Here is a 19,800-nt window from a genome sequence, read left to right as displayed (position 1 = left end):
TTAAATGCTCAGTTGTGTGTCACCAGACAAAGGTTCGCTGCATGTGTCGCGCCGTTCCGCCGATTTCAGGTGGGCTTCCGGCTTGATGGGCAGCGAGGGGCGATTGCGCAAGCAATCGATGCGAACACGCTTTTGCGTTTCGCATGAACCGAGCCAGCAATCAAGAAGGGATAAAAGCCCGCCAAGGCGGGATGGTGGAACACGTGCGGTGAACTTACACGTTGGGAGAACTAACACATGCGTCGAATACAAACCGCGCACGGTGCTGTAAACACGCATGCACGGTGAGTCAAACTTGATTAATCTTCGCGCCTTAGATGCGGAAACAAAATCACATCGCGAATATTGGGGCTATCGGTAATCAGCATCATCAAACGGTCGATACCAATGCCGCAACCACCAGTGGGTGGCATGCCATATTCAAGCGCACGAATGAAGTCAGCATCAAAGAACATGGCTTCGTCGTCGCCCGCTTCTTTGGCCTCAACCTGCTTTTTGAACCGGTCGGCTTGGTCTTCTGGATCGTTCAACTCAGAAAAACCGTTGGCAATTTCACGGCCAGTGATGAACAATTCAAACCGTTCGGTAATTTGTGAATTGGCATCCGAGGCACGCGCCAAGGGCGACACTTCAACCGGGTAGTCCACGATGAAGGTGGGTTCCCACAACAGGCTTTCAGACGTTTCTTCAAACAAGGCCAACTGCAATGCACCGATGCCCGCGTTTTTCAGCGCAGGCTCTTTGTCCACATGCACACCCTTCTTGGCCAAGGCCTTTTTCAGGTAGTCAATGTTCTGCAAGTCTTCCGTACTATATTCCGGGAAGTATTTCTGAATCGCCTCAACAATCGTCAGGCGTGCAAACGGCTTGGACAAGTCCAGTTCGCGGCCTTGGTAAGTCAACCTCGCACTGCCGGTCGCAGTGGTGGCGGCGTGTTGAATCACCTGCTCGGTGAAGTCCATCAAGTCGCGGTAGTTCCAGTACGCCGCATAGAATTCCATCATCGTGAATTCAGGGTTGTGGCGTGGGCTGACACCCTCATTGCGGAAATTGCGATTGATCTCGAACACACGCTCGAAACCGCCCACAATCAGGCGCTTCAAATACAGTTCGGGCGCAATGCGCAAGTACATTTCCATGTCCAGTGCATTGTGGTGGGTAATGAAAGGCTTGGCCGATGCGCCACCAGGAATGGGGTGCAACATGGGCGTTTCCACTTCCAGAAAACCGTGGTCGGCCATGAAATTGCGAACCGATGACATGGCTCTTGAGCGCGCAACAAAGGTGTCGCGTGTTTGCTCGGACACGATCAAATCCACGTAGCGCTGACGGTACTTGATTTCCTGATCAGCCAAGCCGTGGAATTTGTCAGGCAAAGGGCGCAGGCTTTTGGCCAACAAGTGGATTTCCGTGCAATGCACGCTCAACTCACCTTTGTTGGTTTTGAACAGCTTGCCTTTGGCAGCAATGATGTCGCCCAAATCCCAGTGCTTGAATTCGCCGTGAACGTCTTCGCCCACGCCTTCGTTGTTGATGTAAAACTGAATGCGGCCAGTGCCGTCTTGCACTGTTGCAAAACTGGCCTTGCCCATCACGCGCTTTAACATCATGCGACCAGACACAGATACTTCAATGCCCTGTGGATCGAGTGTTTCTTTGTCGAGCAAACCATAGTGGGCATGCAAATCGGCAGCGCGGTGTTCAGGTTTGAAGCTGTTGGGGAAAGGTTGACCCTTCTCGCGCAGTTTGGCCAGCTTGCCGCGGCGTTCGGCAATAATCTGATTTTCGTCAACTGGCTGTTCGTCACCAGCGGCTTGTATTTTGTCGTTCATGGTTTAGATACCTTGCTTCAAGCTGGCTTCAATGAATGGGTCGAGGTCGCCGTCCAGTACACGCTGGGTGTTGGAAATTTCCACACCGGTGCGCAGGTCTTTGATGCGGCTGTTGTCTAGCACGTAGCTGCGAATTTGATGACCCCAGCCCACATCGGTTTTGGTGTCTTCCAAAGCCTGTTGCTCGGCCATGCGCTTGCGCATCTCGAACTCGTACAATTTGGCTTTCAACATGCCCCAGGCTTCATCGCGGTTGCGGTGCTGGGAACGGTCGTTCTGACACTGCACCACAATGCCGGTAGGAATGTGGGTCAAGCGAACCGCGGAATCGGTTTTGTTAATGTGCTGACCACCTGCTCCGCTGGCGCGGTAGGTGTCGGTGCGAACATCGGCCGGGTTGATCTCGATTTCGAAAGAATCATCCACTTCGGGATACACGAAAAGCGACGCAAAAGAAGTGTGGCGACCGCCGGAGGAATCGAATGGTGATTTTCGAACCAGGCGATGCACACCAGTTTCGGTGCGCAAATAGCCGAAAGCATATTCACCCTCCACTTTGACGGTGGCTGATTTGATACCTGCCACATCGCCGTCGGATTGTTCCATCACCTCAACTTTGAAGCCTTTGCGTTCGCAATAGCGCAGGTACTGACGCAGCAAAATACTCGCCCAGTCTTGGGCTTCGGTGCCGCCCGCACCAGCGGTGATGTCGATAAAACAGTTGGATGGGTCTGCAGGGTTGCTGAACATACGACGGAATTCCAGATCGGCGATGATCTTTTCGTATTCGGCCACATCGCTTTCAATGGCTTCCAGCGTATCAAAGTCGCTTTCGGCTTGCGCCATTTCGACAAGCTCTTGCGCGTCGCTAATGTTGGCTTGCACGGTGTTCATGGTCACCACCACGCCGTCCAGCATCTTTTTTTCTTTGCCCAATTCTTGCGCATGTTTGGGGTCGTTCCAAACGTTGGGGTCTTCCAGTTCGGCGTCAACTACTGTGAGTCGCTCGGCCTTGCGGTCGACGTCAAAGATACCTCCGCAACTGGCCTGCGCGGTCGGCGAGGTCAGTCAGGGCGTTGATGATGGCATTCAGGCGTTCGGCTTCCATGTTTCTCTAACAAATTCAATGTGCGTAACCCGATATTGTAACGCAAGCTGCCCTACAACACGTGTTCCACAATGATTTGCACCGCATCACCGCCTGTGAAGGTGTCCCGTTCAAACCGGTAAGCCAGTTTCACTTTGGCCGGTAGTGCCTCTACGGCGCGCCAGCGCAGGGCCACAAAGGTTTTGCCGTCGCGGCGTAAAGTGAACTTACTGTGTGCGTTTTTCAGCAAACGGTGTTCAAGCACCTCAAACTCATCACAAAACAGGGGTGCCGGGAAGCCTTGCCCCCACACCTGAGTTTCCAGCAAATCGGCCGCACTTGCTGCTATGTAGTCGGCAGGAATTGAACCATCGGTTTCGACCACCTGTGTAAGCGCACTGGGGTCGCTTAAATCCAGAATGGCTTTGGCAAATTCAATTTTGAATTGTTCGATTGCGCCTTCTGCAATGGTTAAACCAGCCGCCATGGCGTGCCCACCAAACTTGGGCATGCTGCCTTCGGGCAGGCGTTTGCTCACCAAATCAAGCACATCGCGCAAGTGCACGCCTTGCACTGAACGGCCACTGCCTTTCCAGAAGCCGTCATCACCCGGTGCCAATGCGATAGTGGGGCGATAAAGGCGTTCTTTGATGCGAGAAGCCAGAATGCCAATGACGCCTTGGTGCCAAGTGCTGTGCGCCACCACAATGCCTGCGGCGGGTTCATCCTGGCTAATGAATTTTTCAATGTCTTCCAGCGCATCGCGTTTCATGTCGGCTTCAATGCGCTTGCGTTCTTCATTCATTTTGCCCAGCTGGGCGGCCAGTGCACTGGCCTCGCCCGCGTCGTCGGCCAGCAGGGTTCGAATGCCTATGGCCATATCGGCCAGCCGGCCTGCGGCATTTAGGCGAGGGCCCAATGCGAAACCCATGTCGGCTGCGGTGGCTTTGCGCGGGTCGCGGCTGGCTTCATGGAACAAAGCCAGCATACCGGGCTGAGCGCGGCCTGCGCGAATGCGCTGCAAACCATGCGCCACCAAGCGGCGGTTGTTGGCGTCCAGTTTCACCACGTCAGCCACAGTGCCCAGGGCCACCAAATCGAGCAGTGCGTCAATTCGGGGCTGACTGGCGGCATCAAACACGCCACGCTCGCGCAAAACAGCACGGGTGGCCAGCAACACATAAAACATCACGCCCACGCCAGCGATTGATTTGCTTGGAAACTCACAACCGGGCTGGTTGGGGTTCACAATGGCGAGCGCTTGCGGCAATTGGTCGCCAGGCAAATGGTGGTCGGTCACGATCACGCCGATGCCCAGTTCATTGGCTTCGTTCACACCTTCCACGCTGGCAATGCCGTTGTCCACGGTCACCAGCAAATCAGGTTCAAATTGCTGCGCAGCCAATTGAACGATTTCAGGGCTTAGCCCATAACCGTATTCAAAGCGATTGGGCACCAAAAAATCAATGTGGTATTTGGCAGCTTCTTCATCTGCACCCAGGCTTTGCAGAAGCATGCGCAAGCCGCGCACGCCCACTGCGGTTGCGGTGGCGCCGTCGCAATCGTAATCGCCCACCACAACAATGCGGGCACCGGCCTCCAGTGCGTCTGCAAGAATTTCTGCGGCTTGGTCAATGCCCTTGAGCTGCGAAGGTGGAATCAAATCAGCGAGCCTGGTTTCAGCTTCCGCTTGAGAATCCACACCCCGCGCAGCCATCAGGCGCGCCATCAAGGGGTGCATGCCCTGGCTGCGAAGCACCGCTTCAACTTGCGGGCGAGGGGTACGAACCCGGTGCTCAACGGTATTGGAATTCATCACCGCCCCTCCCATTCGGCCTGAATGCTGTCTTGGTCGCGCTGGCCTTGTTGCCAAGCGGCTTGCAGGTCTTCCTCAGTGGGGCCGTCCTGCATTTCAGGTTCGCCCAGCACAGCCCAGTCGGGCTTGTTTTGCCAAAACTTGAATCGGTTCATCCAGTTGCTTCTTAAAGTTTTCCAGCCATGGTTGCCCAACAGGACCCAGTTAAAAGCCAAGCCAGCCAAGCGCATGGGTTGCAACACCTCGCTTTCCAGCAGTTTGAACACGCCAATATTGCCGCCCCAACCCTGAAAGTTCACGCAATAAATGTTGTCGGGCTTTGCCCCAGACTCGCTCGCTTCGGTTTGTACCGAGCTCTTTCGCAAAGAACCCAACAACTGGGTCCAGAACACAAATCGGTTCACAGCCTCGTCTGCGCTGTCGGTCATTTTCACCGCATCAAACACGCCATCTTCAGACACCGATTTCACACGCGGCACGGCCACATCAGTTTGCCAGGCCTCACCTCCCCCCCAAAACCACAGCGCATTCAGGGGCTTCAATCCCTTGGCTTCGCGGGCCTTGTTGAATTCGGCGTTGTGCAACTCCACCTGCATATTCAGCCACATGCGCCGCCAGTCGCTGCATTCCTGGTTCATGGGCAGGTAATCTGTCAGTCGAATCCCCTGCACCGACCAAGGCGAGGCTTGCTCCATCGGCACTGGCGCCGGATTACTCAAGAGGCTGTGAAAACCAGCCGGGGTGTTCAATGCCCAGCCGTGTTGTTGCAATAAGGGATTCACCACATTCCAGAAGGCCTCCAGGTCGGCCTGGCTGACCTGCAACACCTCTGGCGGCGTAAAACGCACGCCATCCCGTTCTATTTCCAGACAACCCGCTGTACCCCAAAAGCGCGTGAAAGGCTTTACTGGCGTGAATTCAGTCTCGGCCTGCGAATGCTGCAACATGGCCCAGGCCGGGTACTGGTCGAACTTTGCTTGCGCTTGAGAATCCAAGTAGCGCATCAACCAGGCTTCGATGCGGTCCAGCCCATCGGCGTTTTGGTATTCCGGTGCAGCATTTCTGGCCATGGTTTGCAGCAAACCGGCTGGCAAGCCTTTAAAAGACTGGCTCCGGGCATGGGCGGACAGGCGTTGCAGCGCCATTTCGGGCACAAGAATGTTGGGAACGAACACCCACAAAGGCGCATTGCTAGGTTTGGACACGGTTTTATTCACACTACAATGAGAGCGCTTTGAAACTTCAACAGCGCATTTGAACAATTCGGGACAATTTGTGATTAGTTTACCCTTTGATGTTGAAATTGCACTGCGCTATGTGCGCGGTGGCGGTCACAGAAGCCGTGACAAGTTCATTTCCTTTATCTCCGGATTGTCCATGGCCGGCATTGGGCTTGGTGTGGCAGCGCTTATCGTGGTGTTGTCGGTGATGAACGGCTTTCAAAAAGAAGTGCGTGACCGCATGCTGTCGGTGATTGCACACATCGAGGTATTGGCTCCCCAAGAAGGTTTTGACAACCCAGAAGCGCTGGTGGGTGCAATCAAGGCTGCCAACCCAAAAGTAATCGGCGCCGCTCCCTATGTGGCTGGCGAAAGCATGCTGGCGCATGGAGACCTGCTGCGCCCAGCCATCGTTCGCGGTATTGACCCCGCCCAAGAACAGGAAGTATCTGATTTCAAAGAAGTCATTTCGGGTAGCCTGAGTAACCTGCAAGCTGGCGAATTTCGTGTGGTACTAGGCATCGAGTTGGCCAAACAGATTGGTGTCAGCGTGGGCGACCGCATTACGCTGATTGCCCCTTCAGGCCAAATGACCCCAGCTGGCATGATTCCCCGCTTGAAGGCCTTCGAGATAACAGCCTTGGTGAGCACTGGCCACTATGAATACGACAGTGGCCTGGTGCTGATGAACATTGACGACGCAGCCCGCTTTTACCGCAGCCTTGGCCCAACCGGTATTCGTGTGAAGTTAAACGACATGGATGCAGCCCCGTTTGTGGCCAGAGACATTGAAAGCCAGTTACCACCAAGCGTGTGGGTTCGTGACTGGTCAGTGCAAAACCGCACCTGGTTTGCTGCGGTACAAACCGAAAAACGCATGATGTTCATTATTCTGACCCTGATTATTGCGGTGGCCGCATTTAACCTGGTGTCCATGCTGGTAATGACCGTGAAAGACAAGCGCGGAGAGATCGCAATTCTGCGCACCCTGGGTGCAAGCCCATTTGCCATTCAGCGAATTTTCATGTTGCAAGGCGCACTGGTTGGCTGGATAGGTACCTTTTTGGGCGTAACTGCCGGCTGGTTGCTTGCCATTAATTTGGGCACGATTGTGCCCGCCATTGAACGGGCGCTCAGCGTTGAGTTTTTGCCAAAATCAATCTACTTCATCAGCCAGCTACCCTCCGACCCACGCGCAAGCGATGTGGTCACCATTGTGACTGTGGCCCTGGTGCTAAGCGTGCTCAGCACCATTTACCCAAGCTGGCGTGCATCGCGCGCAGAACCTGCGGAGGCCCTGCGTTATGAGTAATGTTGTTCTGGAAACCAAAAACCTGAGCAAGGCATTCAAGGGCATTACCGCGACTGACAAAGCCACGCAGGTCATTAAAAATTTAAACTTTCAGGTACTGGCCGGTGAAACCGTGGCCATTGTGGGGGCTTCCGGAGCTGGCAAAAGTACACTGCTACATGTACTGGGTGGGCTTGAAAAGGCCGACAGCGGCTCTGTGTTATGGGCAGGTCAGGCCATTGAGCCGTGGTCTGTTCGAAAACTGGGCATGGAACGCAACAAAACTTTGGGCTTCATTTACCAGTTTCACCACTTGTTGCCTGAATTCCATGCGCTGGACAATGTGGCGATGGCCCTTCGAATTGGCGGTGAAAACAAACAGGTAGCCCGTGAAAAAAGTGCGGTGCTGTTGAAGCAGTTCGGGCTTGAGCACCGGCTGAACCACCGCCCTGCGGAATTGTCTGGCGGAGAACGCCAACGCGTGGCGATTGCGCGTGCCATGGTGACCAATCCGAAAGCCATTTTAGCCGACGAGCCCACGGGCAATTTGGACCAGGACACAGCTGACCAAGTGTTTGAAAGCCTGATTCACAGCAAGGCTGCCAACAAATCAGCCTTGATCATCGTAACCCATTCCATGGAACTGGCCCGCAAGTGCAGCAAGGTGTTGAGGCTTGAGAAAGGCGAACTCAAAACAGAGTAAGTTCTGCTTTCAGTGGTCAACAGCAAGCCGACGCTTTCGCCTGCGCACCACTGCAATTCGCACACCAATATTCCAGGTCAAACGTACGCTGAAGTAACCCAATATAGACAGCGTCACCATCAACGCGGGCAAGCCCACCGCCAGCGACGGCCCCATGGACAGCATCCAGTCCACCATCGCGATGGTGGAGTCTCCCCACGCTGACCAGTTCCATTCCGGGATCGGGTGCAAATTGCTTTCACCCAAACTTCCCAGCAAAAAATCGCCATAAGCAACAGCGATCAAATACAGCGGCACAATGGTGAGCGGGTTGGTGTACAGAGTGACTGCAAAGGCAACAGGCAAGTTCACCTTGGCGACCAGCACCCAGATCAGTGAGCCAAAAATTTGAAATGGCCCAGGAATAAGCCCACAAAACAAACCCGCAGCCACCCCGCCCGCAATACTTTTTCGATTCAACGCCCAAATATTGGGATGCCCCAGGAAGCGCTTGAATGGCCGTGCCCACACCAGTCGATCAAAATGATCAACCGTTGGCAGGTACTTGCGAATTTTCCGACGAAACATGGCAAACTTTAAAGAATGTGGACCGACACGCACCTTCATCTTGATGCTTCTGAATACGACAGCGATCGCGCCGCGGTGGTTCAACGTGCGCAAGAACTGCATGTTACCCGGTTTGTATTGCCCGCCGTAGGCGCTTTCAATTTTGATGAAGTAAAAAGCCTTGCTCACAGCGTCCCCGGTGCGGTGTATTGCCTGGGTATACACCCCATGTTTGTGGACAAAGCCAAAGAAGAAGACCTGCTGACTTTAAAGCAAAAAATTCAGGCCTCAATCGACGATCCAAAATTCGCGGGTTTGGGAGAGATAGGACTTGATGGCTTTGTACCTGGCTTGAACTGGGACAAACAGGTTCAATTTTTTCATGCGCAGCTCAAATTGGCCCGTGATTTCGATGTACCGGTGGTGATGCATGTTCGCAAAGCGCAAGACTCCGTTTTAAAAGGCCTTCGAATTTACAAACCACGCAGCGGTATTGCCCACGCATTCAATGGCAGCTTTCAGCAAGCGGATCATTTTCTGAACTTGAACATGTGTCTTGGATTTGGCGGTGCGAGCACTTTTACTCGAGCGCTTCAATTGCGCAGATTGGCGGCCGAGCTGCCCGAGAGTGCCATGGTGCTTGAAACTGACGGACCGGACATTGCGCCGGAATGGATTAACAAACAACGCAACGCACCTGAACACTTGCCAAGAATTGCACAATCAATCGCAGAACTGCGTCAGTCAAGCGTGGAAGTACTCTCCAGGCAAACACAACTGAACGCGCAACGTGTGTTGCCCGCCCTCGCCCGTCAAAGCTAACCAAAGGCATCACCCGGTCGTGTTCATCATTGGTGAACGTAAGCGCATTGGTGCACGCTTGCAAAACTGCGTCCACACCAAATTCAAGTTGTGCCTTCCCTGCCGCTGTTCACCACAGCCTACTTGCTTAGCCTTTTGCTGTTTCACAGCCAAGCCACGCTGCCATGGATTTGGAGCGCGGCCTTCGACACTTTCGGCGAAAACAGCATCATTTTATTCGCTTGGTCGGCAGTTTTCCTGTTGTTGGGTATTCGGGGAGGCGTCAGTGAGCACGCCGCCGAGAAACTCAGCTGGTTTGTTCTTGGTTTTGCAATGGCACAACTTTGTACAGGTATTCAGGCCGCCGCACATCAGCAAGCGCAAGTGCCCCTGGCCTGCAACAAGCAAACCATTCAATCTGAATTTCGGCTTCTTGAAAAAGCGTTTCGCGACAACAACGCACAAACCTGGTTAATCGAACACACGCCGCGAGAACATGCGGTTGCAACCAAATGCCTGGCCACGGGTGCACGCTTGCAAACTTTTGTCGAAACGGCATCCACATATCGAGCACTTCAGCCAGGCGAGTATTTTCGGGCAACCGTTCGCATCAAATCGCCCAAGGCGCCTTTGCAACTGGAAGGTTTTGATGTTCATCGCCACTGGTTTGCCAAACGAATTGCGGGCACAGCTCAATTCAAAAGCAAGCTTGAGCAACAGCCTGAACAAACCACCTTGAACCCGCTGGTCTGGATGGAACGGGTACGCCTACAAATTGCAAGCACAATTGTCACTGCCTTACAAAGCCACCCTGAGCAAGCCTTGGTGCTGGCCATGGTGGTGGGTGATCAAGGCCTGATCAGCCCAGAGGATCGGGAAATGTTCAGCGCCACTGGCATTGCACATTTGGTTGCCATTTCCGGTTTGCACATTACCCTGTTCGCCATGCTTGCAGGCAAACTTTTCGGCGCGCTTTGGCGTCGATCAACCCGGTTGTGCCTTCGCTTACCGGCCCCTTTGGTAGGTAGCGCATTTGGATTGCTGTTTGCAGTGTTGTACGGCCTGGTTGCCGGCTGGGGAGTGCCAGCCCAACGCACAGTCTTCATGTTGTTTGCGTTGTTTGTTGGGCAAGTACGTGGTGGCATGCAAAGCAGTTGGGACACCTTTTTTCTCGCCTTGTTTTTAACCCTCGCCTTTGACAGCTGGGCTGTGCTGGATGCCGGCTTCATTCTCTCCTTCGGTGCCGTGGCAATCCTTATTTTCATCACACAGGGGCACTACCACTTCATCAAACCGAAGCATGAATTCATCGCCAACGCGGTGAAAGCCCAATACACGGTGACCATCGGATTGGTACTGCCCTGCGCGATGCTGTTTAACCAGCAGTCGCTGATCAGCCCGGTGGCTAACGCCCTGTCCATTCCATGGATGAGTTTCGTGAGCACACCCCTGGCTCTGCTCGGTGGGCTCACCCAACAGCCAGTGTTGCTTTGGCTTGCGGGCAACAGTCTTTCACTGCAACGCGAATGGCTTGTGTACTTCAATGGATTGAGTTGGGCTACTTTGCCGATACACAATCAGCCATGGTGGGTTAATGGCCTGGTGGCACTGGGTTGCCTGATTTTGATTTTGCCCGTGGGGCTGGTCCCAAGGTGGGCAGGAATCTTGCTGATCGCCCTGCTTCTACTTCCACCGCCAAGGCCCGAACACCATGATTTCTGGATGACCTTGATGGACGTCGGTCAAGGTACGGCCATCGGCATTCAAACCCAAAATCATTTGCTGATTTACGATGCAGGCCCTGCGTTCAACGCGCGCACTGATTCGGCCCGGCGTGTAGTGCTGCCCTGGATGGCAGCGCATGGTTATCGGCGGGCCGATATGTTCATGCTGTCGCATGATGATGCAGACCATTCAGGCGGCGCGCCCCTGCTGCTACAAAAGGCACCGCCCGTACAGTTCGCGTCCTCGATCAACAAACAACACAGCTTAAACCTGCTCGCGCAAACCCTGAAAAGCGACACAGCGCAATGCCACATGCTCAAGCCATGGACCTGGGATGGCGTCATATTCACACCCATCGGACTTGATACGCCCGCAAATTCACACCAAAAGTTATTGGCCAAGAACAATCAAAGTTGCGTGTTAAAAGTCAGCAATGCGAATCACAGCGTGCTGCTGACCGGCGACATCGAAGCGATTTCAGAAATGGCATTGCTAACTCAACACGGCTCAAATACCTTGAAATCACGTGTTCTGATTGTGCCGCATCATGGCTCCAGAACCTCGTCCACCTTGCCCTTTCTTCAAGCCGTGCAGCCTGAATATGCACTGATACAAGCAGGCTGGAAGAATCAGTTTGGTCACCCGCACAAGGCTGTGATTGAACGATACGAAGCCTTGGGCGTCGAATGGTCGAGTACCGCCCAAAATGGTGCAATGAAATGGAGGTTTAAGCACCTGGACTTCCAACCCGAAGTGGACAATGCACACGCGCTACGTCAGCGTTACTGGCACATGCACGAAAGCGGTGCAAAAGGTCGTTAAGACTGTTAACTTTATGGCTGTGCGCGTCACAATCAGCCTGCATGCGCTTGGCATGTTTCTTGTTACTTCAAGACTACACAGAACAGGAATAATCAACTTATGTCATCAACACCCTTCGACGAAATGTATACGCCAAGCGGTGAGGTTCGCCCGCATTATCAGGACTTTTCGCGTTGGCTCGAGATGCAATCCTCTGAAAAATTGCAGAACAAGCGTGCGGAAGCCGACCTTATTTTCAGAAGGGTGGGAATTACCTTTGCCGTGTACGGCGAAGAATCGGGTACCGAAAGGTTAATTCCATTCGATATTGTGCCGCGGGTGATTAAAGCGTCTGAATGGAAAACACTGGAAGCAGGCTTGCGCCAGCGTGTTCAGGCCTTGAACATGTTTTTGAAAGACATCTACAACGAGCAGAAGATTCTGACGACCGGACTCATTCCACCTGAGCAGATTTTCAACAACGAACAATACCGCCCCGAAATGCAAGGTGTGAAACTGGCTGGCGACATTTACGCCCACATAGCTGGTGTGGATGTAGTGCGTGCCGGTGAAGGTGAGTTTTACGTGCTCGAGGACAACCTGCGTGTGCCCTCAGGCGTCAGCTACATGCTCGAAAACCGGAAAATGATGATGCGCCTGTTTCCGGAACTATTTGCCCGCAATCGCGTGGCGCCGGTTGAACATTACCCTGACAATTTGCTCGAGAACCTTCGCTCGGTTTCGCCACAAAACAGCAGTGACCCCACTGTGGTGTTACTGACACCGGGCATGTACAACTCGGCCTATTTCGAGCATGCATTTCTGGCTCAACAAATGGGTATTGAACTGGTGGAAGGCAAAGACATGTTTGTGGATGAGGAAGTGCTTTACATGCGCACCACACAAGGCCCCAAACGTGTCGATGTGATTTACCGCAGGCTGGATGACGATTTTCTTGATCCATTGGCATTCCGCGAAGATTCGCAATTGGGCGTGCCCGGACTGCTTTCTGTTTACCGCGCAGGCAATGTGACCCTTGCCAATGCAATCGGTACCGGCGTGGCCGACGACAAATCGATTTACCCCTACGTGCCCGACATGATTCGCTTTTATTTAAGCGAAGAACCCATTATTCAAAACGTACCCACGTGGCAATGCCGCAAACCTGATCACTTGAAAGAAGTATTAGCCAAACTACCCGAGTTGGTTGTGAAAGAAGTGCACGGCGCAGGCGGCTACGGCATGTTGGTGGGCCCGGCATCTACCAAAACGCAAATTGAAGACTTTCGCCAAAAGCTGATTGCAGACCCTGCGAAATTCATTGCCCAACCCACATTGGCGCTGTCAACCTGCCCAACTTTTGTAGAACAGGGCTTGGCCCCCCGCCACATCGATCTTCGGCCCTTTGTATTGTCGGGCAGCAAAGTCAGCCTGATCCCCGGTGGACTAAGCCGGGTAGCACTGCGAGAAGGATCGCTTGTGGTCAATAGCAGCCAAGGCGGTGGCACCAAAGACACGTGGGTATTAGAACGATAAGGAGCAAACAAGATGCTGAGTAGAACTGCTGACCATTTGTTCTGGATGGCCCGTTACATTGAACGCGCCGAGAACACCGCCCGCATGCTTGATGTGAATGTACAAACCGCCCTGCTCCCGCAGGACCCAGAGAATGCAGAACAAGGCTGGCGAGCCATGCTGTCGATTTGTGAACTGACCGAAGCATTTGCAAATAAACATGATGAGGTCAGCGCCGAGGCCGTGATTGACTTCATGGTAAAAGACCCCAACAACCCCTCCAGTATTTACTGCTGCCTTCAGGGTGCCCGCGAGAATGCACGTGCCGTGCGTGGCGCGTTGACCACTGAAGTTTGGGAAACCAACAACACCACATGGCTTGAACTGAAGAAAGTATTGGCTGACGGCACGGTTGAACGCGATCCCTCAGAGTTTTTTGAGTGGGTAAAGTTTCGCAGCCATTTGTCGCGAGGTGTCACCATTGGCACTATGTTGAAAGACGATGCATTCCGGTTTATCCGCCTGGGTACATTTCTGGAACGTGCAGACAACACCGCACGACTGTTGGATGTGAAATTTCACAGCATGCCTTTTAGCCCCTTGGCCAATTTGAGCACTGCCGACCCCCATGCCGATTATTACCACTGGGCCGCCATTTTGCGCTCGGTGTCTGCTTTTGAAACTTACCGAAAGGTATACCGGGATGTAATCACGCCCGACCGCGTTGCTGAATTGCTGATACTGCGCGACGACATGCCTCGCTCGCTGTTGGCTTCATTGAATGAAGTGTGTGCCAACCTTGAAATGATTCGGAACGATTACTCGGCAAACACAGAACGGCGTGCTGGAAAGCTGCGCGCTGAATTGTTGTACAGCCAAATCGACGACATTTTGCAAATGGGTTTGCATGCCTACCTCACCAATTTTCTTGAACGTATCAATGATTTGGGCAACCGGATCAGCAAAGATTTCCTGGTGCCACTTGAGGCATGAAACTGCGCATTCAACACCACACCACTTACCGCTACACCTGGCCCGTGCTGTACAGCATTCAGCACGTGCGCCTTACCCCGCAACAGGACGACAAACAACGCATTGTTGACTGGAAAATAAGAACACCAGCCAAACACCACAGCGCCTGCGATCACCATGGCAACTCGGTGCACACATTCTCGGTGAACCAGCAACACAGGGAGCTGACTGTGCAGTCCCATGGGCATGTGGAAATTGATCCGCTCGATGATGGCTACGTGCCACTGCAGCAATTGTCGCTCAACCCTCTGGTGTACACACCCACTACACCGCTTACGCAATTCAACGATGAAATGCGCGAATTCGCAAGCTTCGTCGCCGACACCAATATTCCATTTGCCCATCGAATACTCACCCTGGCGCATGCAGTGGCGGACCGAGTTGTTTACACCAAAGGCAGCACCACTGTAGCCGATTCGGCGATGCAGGCGTTTGAAAACGGACAAGGTGTTTGCCAGGACCATTCTCATGTGATGCTGGCGTGCCTGCGAGCACACGGCATTCCTGCGCGATACGTGAGCGGCTACTTTTTCAATCCCAATGTGGAGCAGCACGACAGCCACGCTTGGGTCGAAGTGTTCGATGAAAAACGCCAGCAGTGGCTTGGGGTGGATGCAACGCACAAATCGTTGGTGCAGGGCAATCACTGCCGCTTGGCCGTGGCCAAAGACTTCACAGGCGCTTCTCCAATTCGTGGCATTCGCACTGGGGGTGGGCAAGAGACCCTTGACGTGCAAGTAACCATTGAACGGGTTGGCTAGATCACCCGCTGGTTTTTATAGCCCGATTGGCTTGGGTTCGCATCTCTCGTCGTTTTTGATCGCCCAATCGGCTTGGGTTCCGATCTCTCGCCAGAAAACCTGTTGATCCCTTGCCGAGCCTTGCGATGCCTGAGAACGACCCTCCTAAAGAACGGGTCGGGTCCGTTCGCTGTCGCCCATGCTGGGCAACACAGGCCCTACTCGGCACGCAAGGGCAGGTTTTCTTGAAGGCGAGGCGATCGAAACACCGCCGCCGATTAGGCGATGAAATCAGCCGTGAGTTGCGTGGTGAGGGAGATTCGCCAGTGCTGATTGACCATTGAACACCGCCATGAGTCGCTCGGAGGTGGCGAGGCGCTGCACCGGAGCGCTGGGCGCTGAACTTGCAGATGGGCGCACTCTGCGGGTTTGAGCCAACTCGGCAGTGGGATTGCTTGGGGCGCACTTCAAGAAAACCGCCCCGTTTGAGTGGATTCGCAGCGGTCGGCTACAAGCCGACACCGAGACTCGGCCAGAACTTTTGCCGAGCGAGGTGAGCAAGAATCAATTCAAAAAGGGATTCAGCGGTTTTCTGTGCGGCACAAACAACCCGTGCCGAGTTCAGCAAATAATCGCAGCGACGACGCTTACTGCGCCACCCACCCGCCGTCCATGTTCCACGCCGCGCCCCGCACTTCCTGAGCATCATCGGAACACAAAAACACCACCAAACCACCCAACTGCTCCGGTGTTACAAACTCTTGCGACGGTTGTTTCTCACTCAACAAACCCACTTTCGCCTCTTCAACAGAGACACCTTCCCGCACCGCACGCGCATCCACCTGTGCCTGCACCAATGGTGTTAATACCCAGCCTGGGCACACCGCGTTACAGGTAATGCCTGTTTTTGCATTTTCCAAAGCGACTACCTTGGTCAGCCCCACGATACCGTGCTTGGCAGCGACATAGGCCGACTTGTTGGCAGAGGCCACCAAACCATGGGCCGACGCAATATTCACAATTCGCCCCCAGTTGCGTGCCTGCATTCCCGGCAACACCAAGCGAGTGGTGTGAAATGCCGCACTCAGATTGATGGCGATTACCGCATCCCATTTGGCAGGATCAAAACTTTCTACTGGGGACACATGCTGAATACCTGCATTGTTCACCAGCACATCCACTTGGCCAAACAACTGCTCAGTGCTGTTGACCAGGTCCTCTACTTCGGCCAATTTGGTTAAATCGGCACCGTGGTAACCCACTTTCACACCGTACGCTGCAACGCTTTGTTTGGCCGCTTCAATTTGCTCCAGCGTGCCAAAACCATTCAGCATCACATTCACACCCTTGGCCGCCAATCGCTGGGCGATGCCCAAGCCGATACCACTGGTTGAGCCGGTGACCAACGCATTCATGTTCTTAAAATCCACGGATGAACCTCTTTCGATAATGAAACTCTGAAATACTGATTAAAACAATTCAATGGAGGGTATTGAACAATGCTGACAGCGCGCTTGCACACCGTGCAATGGTTAAGTCCACATGGTTTACACAAATTAGCCTACCGCGAATGGGGCGACCCCGACAACCCACGTGTGTTGTTGTGCGTGCATGGCCTAACCCGCAGCAGTGCTGATTTTGAAACAATGGCCCAAGACCTTGGAAGAGACCTGCGCGTAGTTGCTGCCGATATGCCCGGCCGGGGTGGGTCAGATTGGCTAACTGACTCGGCCCTGTACGGTGTACCCACCTACGTAAGTGCCTGCGTGGCCCTGGTCGCCCGCTTGAATGCCGGCACGCTGGATTGGTTTGGCACTTCCATGGGCGGCCTGATCGGCATGGCTTACGCAAGCTTGCCAAATAATCCGATTCGAAAACTCATACTGAACGATGTCGGCCCGAGTCTGAACTTTAGCGCGCTGCAGCGCATTGGCGACTACGTTGGGAAACCCGTTCAATTTCAAACACTTCAAGAGGCAAGACAATATATTCGCGCCATCTCACAACCTTTTGGTCCCCACACCGAATCGCAATGGAATGAATTGTGCGACTCAGTACTGGTCGAAAAAAACGGACATTGGCAACCCCACTATGACCCAGCGATCGGCCAAGCGTTTCAAAACCTGTCAGAATCCACCACCTTGCTGCATGAAACAGCCCTGTGGGCTGCATTTGACGCCATCAAGGCCGACACATTGGTGGTGCGCGGAGAACATTCTGATCTTCTGTCAAAACAGACCGTGGCGGAAATGAGTCAACGTGGTCCCAAGCCACGCGTTATCGAGGTGCACGGCGTTGGCCATGCCCCTACTTTCATGCAGAACGAGCAAATTAATATTGTTCGCGATTTTTTGTTTTAAACTGGTCTTAACGAATCCACCCAAATACACATGGTTTCAGTTTCATCAACACTGGGCTCCGAGAAAAAAGGCAGCGCTTCTGCGCCAGCCCTGGTGTTGTTGAACAAATTTGACGCGGCCCGAGTAGAAGAAGCACTGAATTACGCAAGGCTTCACGCGGCTGACCATATTCTGGACACCCAAGAACCCGCTATTCAACACATGTTGGCTGTGGCCGACCTGTTGGCGGAGTTGCGTGCCGATGCCAACACCCGCATTGCAGGTGCCTTGGGGCCACTGGTGTTTTTTGACAAACACCTTGAAAGCCAAATGGAGAAAAAGTTTGGTGATGAGGTGGGCCGCATGCTGGCCAGCCTGCGCAAGCTTTTCAAAATGCGATCCATGGTAGGGCCCAGCGCCACGCGCACCACCATTGAAACCCTGCGGTGGGCAGACCAAATTGAAACCTTGCGCAAAATGTTGCTGGCCATGTCCACCGACATTCGCGTCATCATGATCCGTTTGTGTTCCCGGCTCCAAACCTTGAGGCACTTCACCAGCCACGAGGACATCAAAAACGAGAAAGGCCCTCTGTGGCCTTATGCGGTGTCGCATGCGCAGGAAACCCTCGATCTCTACGCCCCCCTGGCCAACCGCTTGGGCCTGTGGCAGTTGAAGTGGGAACTCGAAGATTTGTCGTTCCGCATCTTGCAACCCAACACGTACAAAAACGTGGCCAAGATGCTGGATGAAAAGCGCGTCGAACGTGAAGCATTCATTGAATCGGCCATGGCCAGCATCAAGGAAAATTTGTTGCTGGCTGGTATTCATTGTGAAATCAGCGGGCGTCCAAAACACATTTACAGCATCTGGAACAAGATGCGCGGTAAAGGCATTAGCTTCGACAAGCTGTACGACGTGCGCGCATGCCGTGTGATTGTAGACACAGTCGATGACTGCTACACCGCATTGGGGATTGTTCACAATTTGTGGACACCCATACCTGAAGAATTCGACGACTACATCAGCAAGCCCAAGCCCAATGGCTATCAAAGCTTGCACACCGTGGTACAGGACGAAACAGGCAAAACGCTGGAAGTGCAAATTCGCACAGAAGCCATGCACCAGTTTGCTGAATACGGTGTGGCGGCGCACTGGCGCTACAAAGAATCGGGCAAAGACGGCTACACCGGCGAAAGTCGAGCCGAGGGCCAGTTTGAAGAGCGTATTGCCTTGTTACGCCAGCTGTTGGCCTGGCAAAAAGACGTCACCGACACCATGGGTGAAGCCAGCGACTGGGCGCAGGAAATGAAAACCAGCGCGCTGAACGACCGGGTATACGTATTCACGCCGCAGGCCAAAGTAGTTGAATTGCCCACCGGCAGTACGCCACTGGATTTCGCTTATCACGTGCACACTGAATTGGGCCATCGTTGCCGCGGTGCCAAGGTCAACGGGCAAATGGTGCAACTGAATACGCCCCTGGACAATGGCCAAACGGTTGAAATTGTGAGTGCTCGGGGCGATGCGGCCACCGGTCCCTCCCGCGACTGGCTAAACCCCACTCAAAAGTACCTGATCAGCCACCGTGCTCGTCAAAAGGTAAAGCAGTGGTTCGCCCAGCAAGAACGCAAGGAAACACTTGAACGCGGCCGTGCGATTGCTGAACGTGAACTGCAACGCATCGGGCAGACCGCACAGAACCTCGAGCTTTTGGCCCAAAAGCTGGGCTACGAAAAACCAGATGACTTGTATGTCGCCTTGGCCCGTGAAGAAATACGGCCCCGCGCCATTGAAAACGCATTGCGCGCCGACCTGCAACCTGCTGGACCATTGTCAGACGAAGAGCAAGTTGAGTTACTTAACAAACGCAAACCAGGCTCATTGGGTAACTCAACGGGCAAGGAGTCCGGTGTGCTTGTCGTCGGTGTCAGCACACTAATGACCAACTTGGCGCGATGCTGCCGCCCCGCCCCACCCGATCCGATTATTGGTTTTGTTACCCGGGGCAAAGGTGTCTCTATTCACCGGCTGGGTTGTTCCAACCTGGCTGAGGTAATGCGTCGACAACCCGAACGGCTGATTGAAACCACTTGGGGAGAATCATCGGGCTTGCACTACCCCGTGGACATTGCAGTAACCGCGAACGACAGGCAGGGTTTGTTGCGCGATATCACCGAAGTGTTTTCAAAAGACAAAATCAATGTGATCGGCGTGCAAACAGAAACCCAGCGCGGCATCGCCAAAATGCAATTCACCGCCGAAGTGAGCAGCGGTGAGCAGTTGCGTGGGGCACTGACTCACCTGCTGGAAATCAACGGTGTGTTTGAAGTACGGCGACGTTAGTACCCA

General features: G+C 53.7%; 15 protein-coding genes. 9 read left to right on the top strand and 6 right to left on the bottom strand.

What is annotated here, in order from left to right:
* Window positions 1–299: 299 nt before the first annotated feature.
* From lysS to PY990_RS12315, 4 genes are all read right to left on the bottom strand, one after another.
* The gene (gene lysS / locus PY990_RS12330) at window positions 300–1,832 is read right to left on the bottom strand and encodes a lysine--tRNA ligase (protein WP_105028660.1); all 1,533 of its coding nucleotides are present in this window, start codon (window positions 1,830–1,832) and stop codon (window positions 300–302) included.
* A 3-nt stretch (window positions 1,833–1,835) separates the two neighbouring features.
* A protein-coding gene (prfB, locus tag PY990_RS12325; RefSeq protein ID WP_105028659.1) for a peptide chain release factor 2 occupies window positions 1,836–2,940 on the bottom strand; the annotation gives its coding sequence in 2 pieces (ribosomal slippage) (window positions 1,836–2,858 and window positions 2,860–2,940; 1,104 coding nt in all).
* A gap of 52 nt (window positions 2,941–2,992) precedes the next feature.
* Window positions 2,993–4,735 carry a single-stranded-DNA-specific exonuclease RecJ gene (gene recJ / locus PY990_RS12320; protein WP_413789532.1) on the bottom strand — a complete coding sequence of 581 codons (1,743 nt, stop codon included), beginning with the start codon at window positions 4,733–4,735 and terminating at the stop codon, window positions 2,993–2,995.
* Complete coding sequence (locus tag PY990_RS12315; RefSeq protein WP_275271846.1) at window positions 4,735–5,940, bottom strand: hypothetical protein; 1,206 nt, start codon at window positions 5,938–5,940, stop codon at window positions 4,735–4,737. The genes recJ and PY990_RS12315 overlap by 1 nt, the downstream gene beginning before the upstream one ends.
* 73 nt (window positions 5,941–6,013) lie before the next feature.
* Here PY990_RS12315 and PY990_RS12310 point away from each other — a divergent pair, with 73 nt between their 5' ends.
* A complete protein-coding gene (locus PY990_RS12310) occupies window positions 6,014–7,267 on the top strand; it encodes a lipoprotein-releasing ABC transporter permease subunit (protein WP_275271848.1) in 1,254 nt (417 codons plus the stop codon).
* On the top strand, window positions 7,260–7,949 hold the full coding sequence (locus tag PY990_RS12305) for an ABC transporter ATP-binding protein (RefSeq protein WP_275271845.1): 690 nt from the start codon (window positions 7,260–7,262) through the stop codon (window positions 7,947–7,949). The genes PY990_RS12310 and PY990_RS12305 overlap by 8 nt, the downstream gene beginning before the upstream one ends.
* 9 nt (window positions 7,950–7,958) lie before the next feature.
* Here PY990_RS12305 and PY990_RS12300 read toward each other — a convergent pair whose 3' ends face one another.
* Complete coding sequence (locus PY990_RS12300) at window positions 7,959–8,516, bottom strand: DUF2062 domain-containing protein (protein ID WP_275271844.1); 558 nt, start codon at window positions 8,514–8,516, stop codon at window positions 7,959–7,961.
* 15 nt (window positions 8,517–8,531) lie between these two features.
* Between PY990_RS12300 and PY990_RS12295 the strand changes: the two genes are divergently transcribed.
* The 5 genes from PY990_RS12295 (at window position 8,532) to PY990_RS12275 (ending at window position 15,130) form a co-directional block, all read left to right on the top strand.
* Entirely contained in the window at window positions 8,532–9,317 is a 786-nt protein-coding gene (locus PY990_RS12295; protein ID WP_275271843.1) for a TatD family hydrolase, read from the top strand.
* A 90-nt stretch (window positions 9,318–9,407) separates the two neighbouring features.
* Window positions 9,408–11,843, top strand: a complete 2,436-nt coding sequence (locus PY990_RS12290; protein ID WP_275271842.1) for a DNA internalization-related competence protein ComEC/Rec2 — start codon at window positions 9,408–9,410, stop codon at window positions 11,841–11,843.
* A gap of 99 nt (window positions 11,844–11,942) precedes the next feature.
* Window positions 11,943–13,358: a circularly permuted type 2 ATP-grasp protein gene (locus PY990_RS12285; RefSeq protein ID WP_275271841.1), complete on the top strand. Its 1,416-nt coding sequence runs from the start codon at window positions 11,943–11,945 to the stop codon at window positions 13,356–13,358.
* A 12-nt stretch (window positions 13,359–13,370) separates the two neighbouring features.
* Window positions 13,371–14,330, top strand: coding sequence for an alpha-E domain-containing protein (locus tag PY990_RS12280; protein ID WP_275271840.1), 960 nt, complete (start codon window positions 13,371–13,373; stop codon window positions 14,328–14,330).
* Window positions 14,327–15,130, top strand: a complete 804-nt coding sequence (locus PY990_RS12275) for a transglutaminase family protein (RefSeq protein WP_275271839.1) — start codon at window positions 14,327–14,329, stop codon at window positions 15,128–15,130. The genes PY990_RS12280 and PY990_RS12275 overlap by 4 nt, the downstream gene beginning before the upstream one ends.
* Before the next feature lie 626 nt (window positions 15,131–15,756).
* Here the strand turns inward: PY990_RS12275 and PY990_RS12270 are convergent.
* Complete coding sequence (locus PY990_RS12270; protein ID WP_275271838.1) at window positions 15,757–16,524, bottom strand: 3-hydroxybutyrate dehydrogenase; 768 nt, start codon at window positions 16,522–16,524, stop codon at window positions 15,757–15,759.
* 84 nt (window positions 16,525–16,608) lie between these two features.
* On the opposite strand from PY990_RS12270, the gene PY990_RS12265 reads away from it, so the two are divergent.
* Both PY990_RS12265 and PY990_RS12260 read left to right on the top strand, forming a co-directional pair.
* Window positions 16,609–17,469, top strand: a complete 861-nt coding sequence (locus PY990_RS12265) for an alpha/beta fold hydrolase (protein WP_275271837.1) — start codon at window positions 16,609–16,611, stop codon at window positions 17,467–17,469.
* Window positions 17,470–17,499: 30 nt separating this feature from the next.
* Window positions 17,500–19,794 (top strand): RelA/SpoT family protein, encoded by a 2,295-nt coding sequence (locus tag PY990_RS12260; protein WP_275271836.1) that lies wholly within the window; start codon window positions 17,500–17,502, stop codon window positions 19,792–19,794.
* The last annotated feature ends 6 nt before the right edge of the window (window positions 19,795–19,800 follow it).

The organism is Limnobacter olei (genome assembly GCF_029087225.1).
GTDB classification, from domain to species: Bacteria; Pseudomonadota; Gammaproteobacteria; order Burkholderiales; family Burkholderiaceae_B; genus Limnobacter; species Limnobacter olei.
This window is presented reverse-complemented; position numbering and strand designations above follow the sequence as displayed.

Excerpts from the sequence above, each read along its gene's own strand:
- PY990_RS12260 (WP_275271836.1), top strand. The coding sequence starts at position 17,500 with ATGGTTTCAGTTTCATCAACACTGGGCTCCGAGAAAAAAGGCAGCGCT.
- PY990_RS12300 (WP_275271844.1), bottom strand. The coding sequence starts at position 8,516 with ATGTTTCGTCGGAAAATTCGCAAGTACCTGCCAACGGTTGATCATTTT.
- PY990_RS12265 (WP_275271837.1), top strand. The coding sequence starts at position 16,609 with ATGCTGACAGCGCGCTTGCACACCGTGCAATGGTTAAGTCCACATGGT.
- lysS (WP_105028660.1), bottom strand. The coding sequence starts at position 1,832 with ATGAACGACAAAATACAAGCCGCTGGTGACGAACAGCCAGTTGACGAA.
- PY990_RS12280 (WP_275271840.1), top strand. The coding sequence starts at position 13,371 with ATGCTGAGTAGAACTGCTGACCATTTGTTCTGGATGGCCCGTTACATT.
- PY990_RS12295 (WP_275271843.1), top strand. The coding sequence starts at position 8,532 with ATGTGGACCGACACGCACCTTCATCTTGATGCTTCTGAATACGACAGC.
- PY990_RS12270 (WP_275271838.1), bottom strand. The coding sequence starts at position 16,524 with ATGAATGCGTTGGTCACCGGCTCAACCAGTGGTATCGGCTTGGGCATC.
- PY990_RS12275 (WP_275271839.1), top strand. The coding sequence starts at position 14,327 with ATGAAACTGCGCATTCAACACCACACCACTTACCGCTACACCTGGCCC.
- PY990_RS12285 (WP_275271841.1), top strand. The coding sequence starts at position 11,943 with ATGTCATCAACACCCTTCGACGAAATGTATACGCCAAGCGGTGAGGTT.
- PY990_RS12305 (WP_275271845.1), top strand. The coding sequence starts at position 7,260 with ATGAGTAATGTTGTTCTGGAAACCAAAAACCTGAGCAAGGCATTCAAG.
- recJ (WP_413789532.1), bottom strand. The coding sequence starts at position 4,735 with ATGAATTCCAATACCGTTGAGCACCGGGTTCGTACCCCTCGCCCGCAA.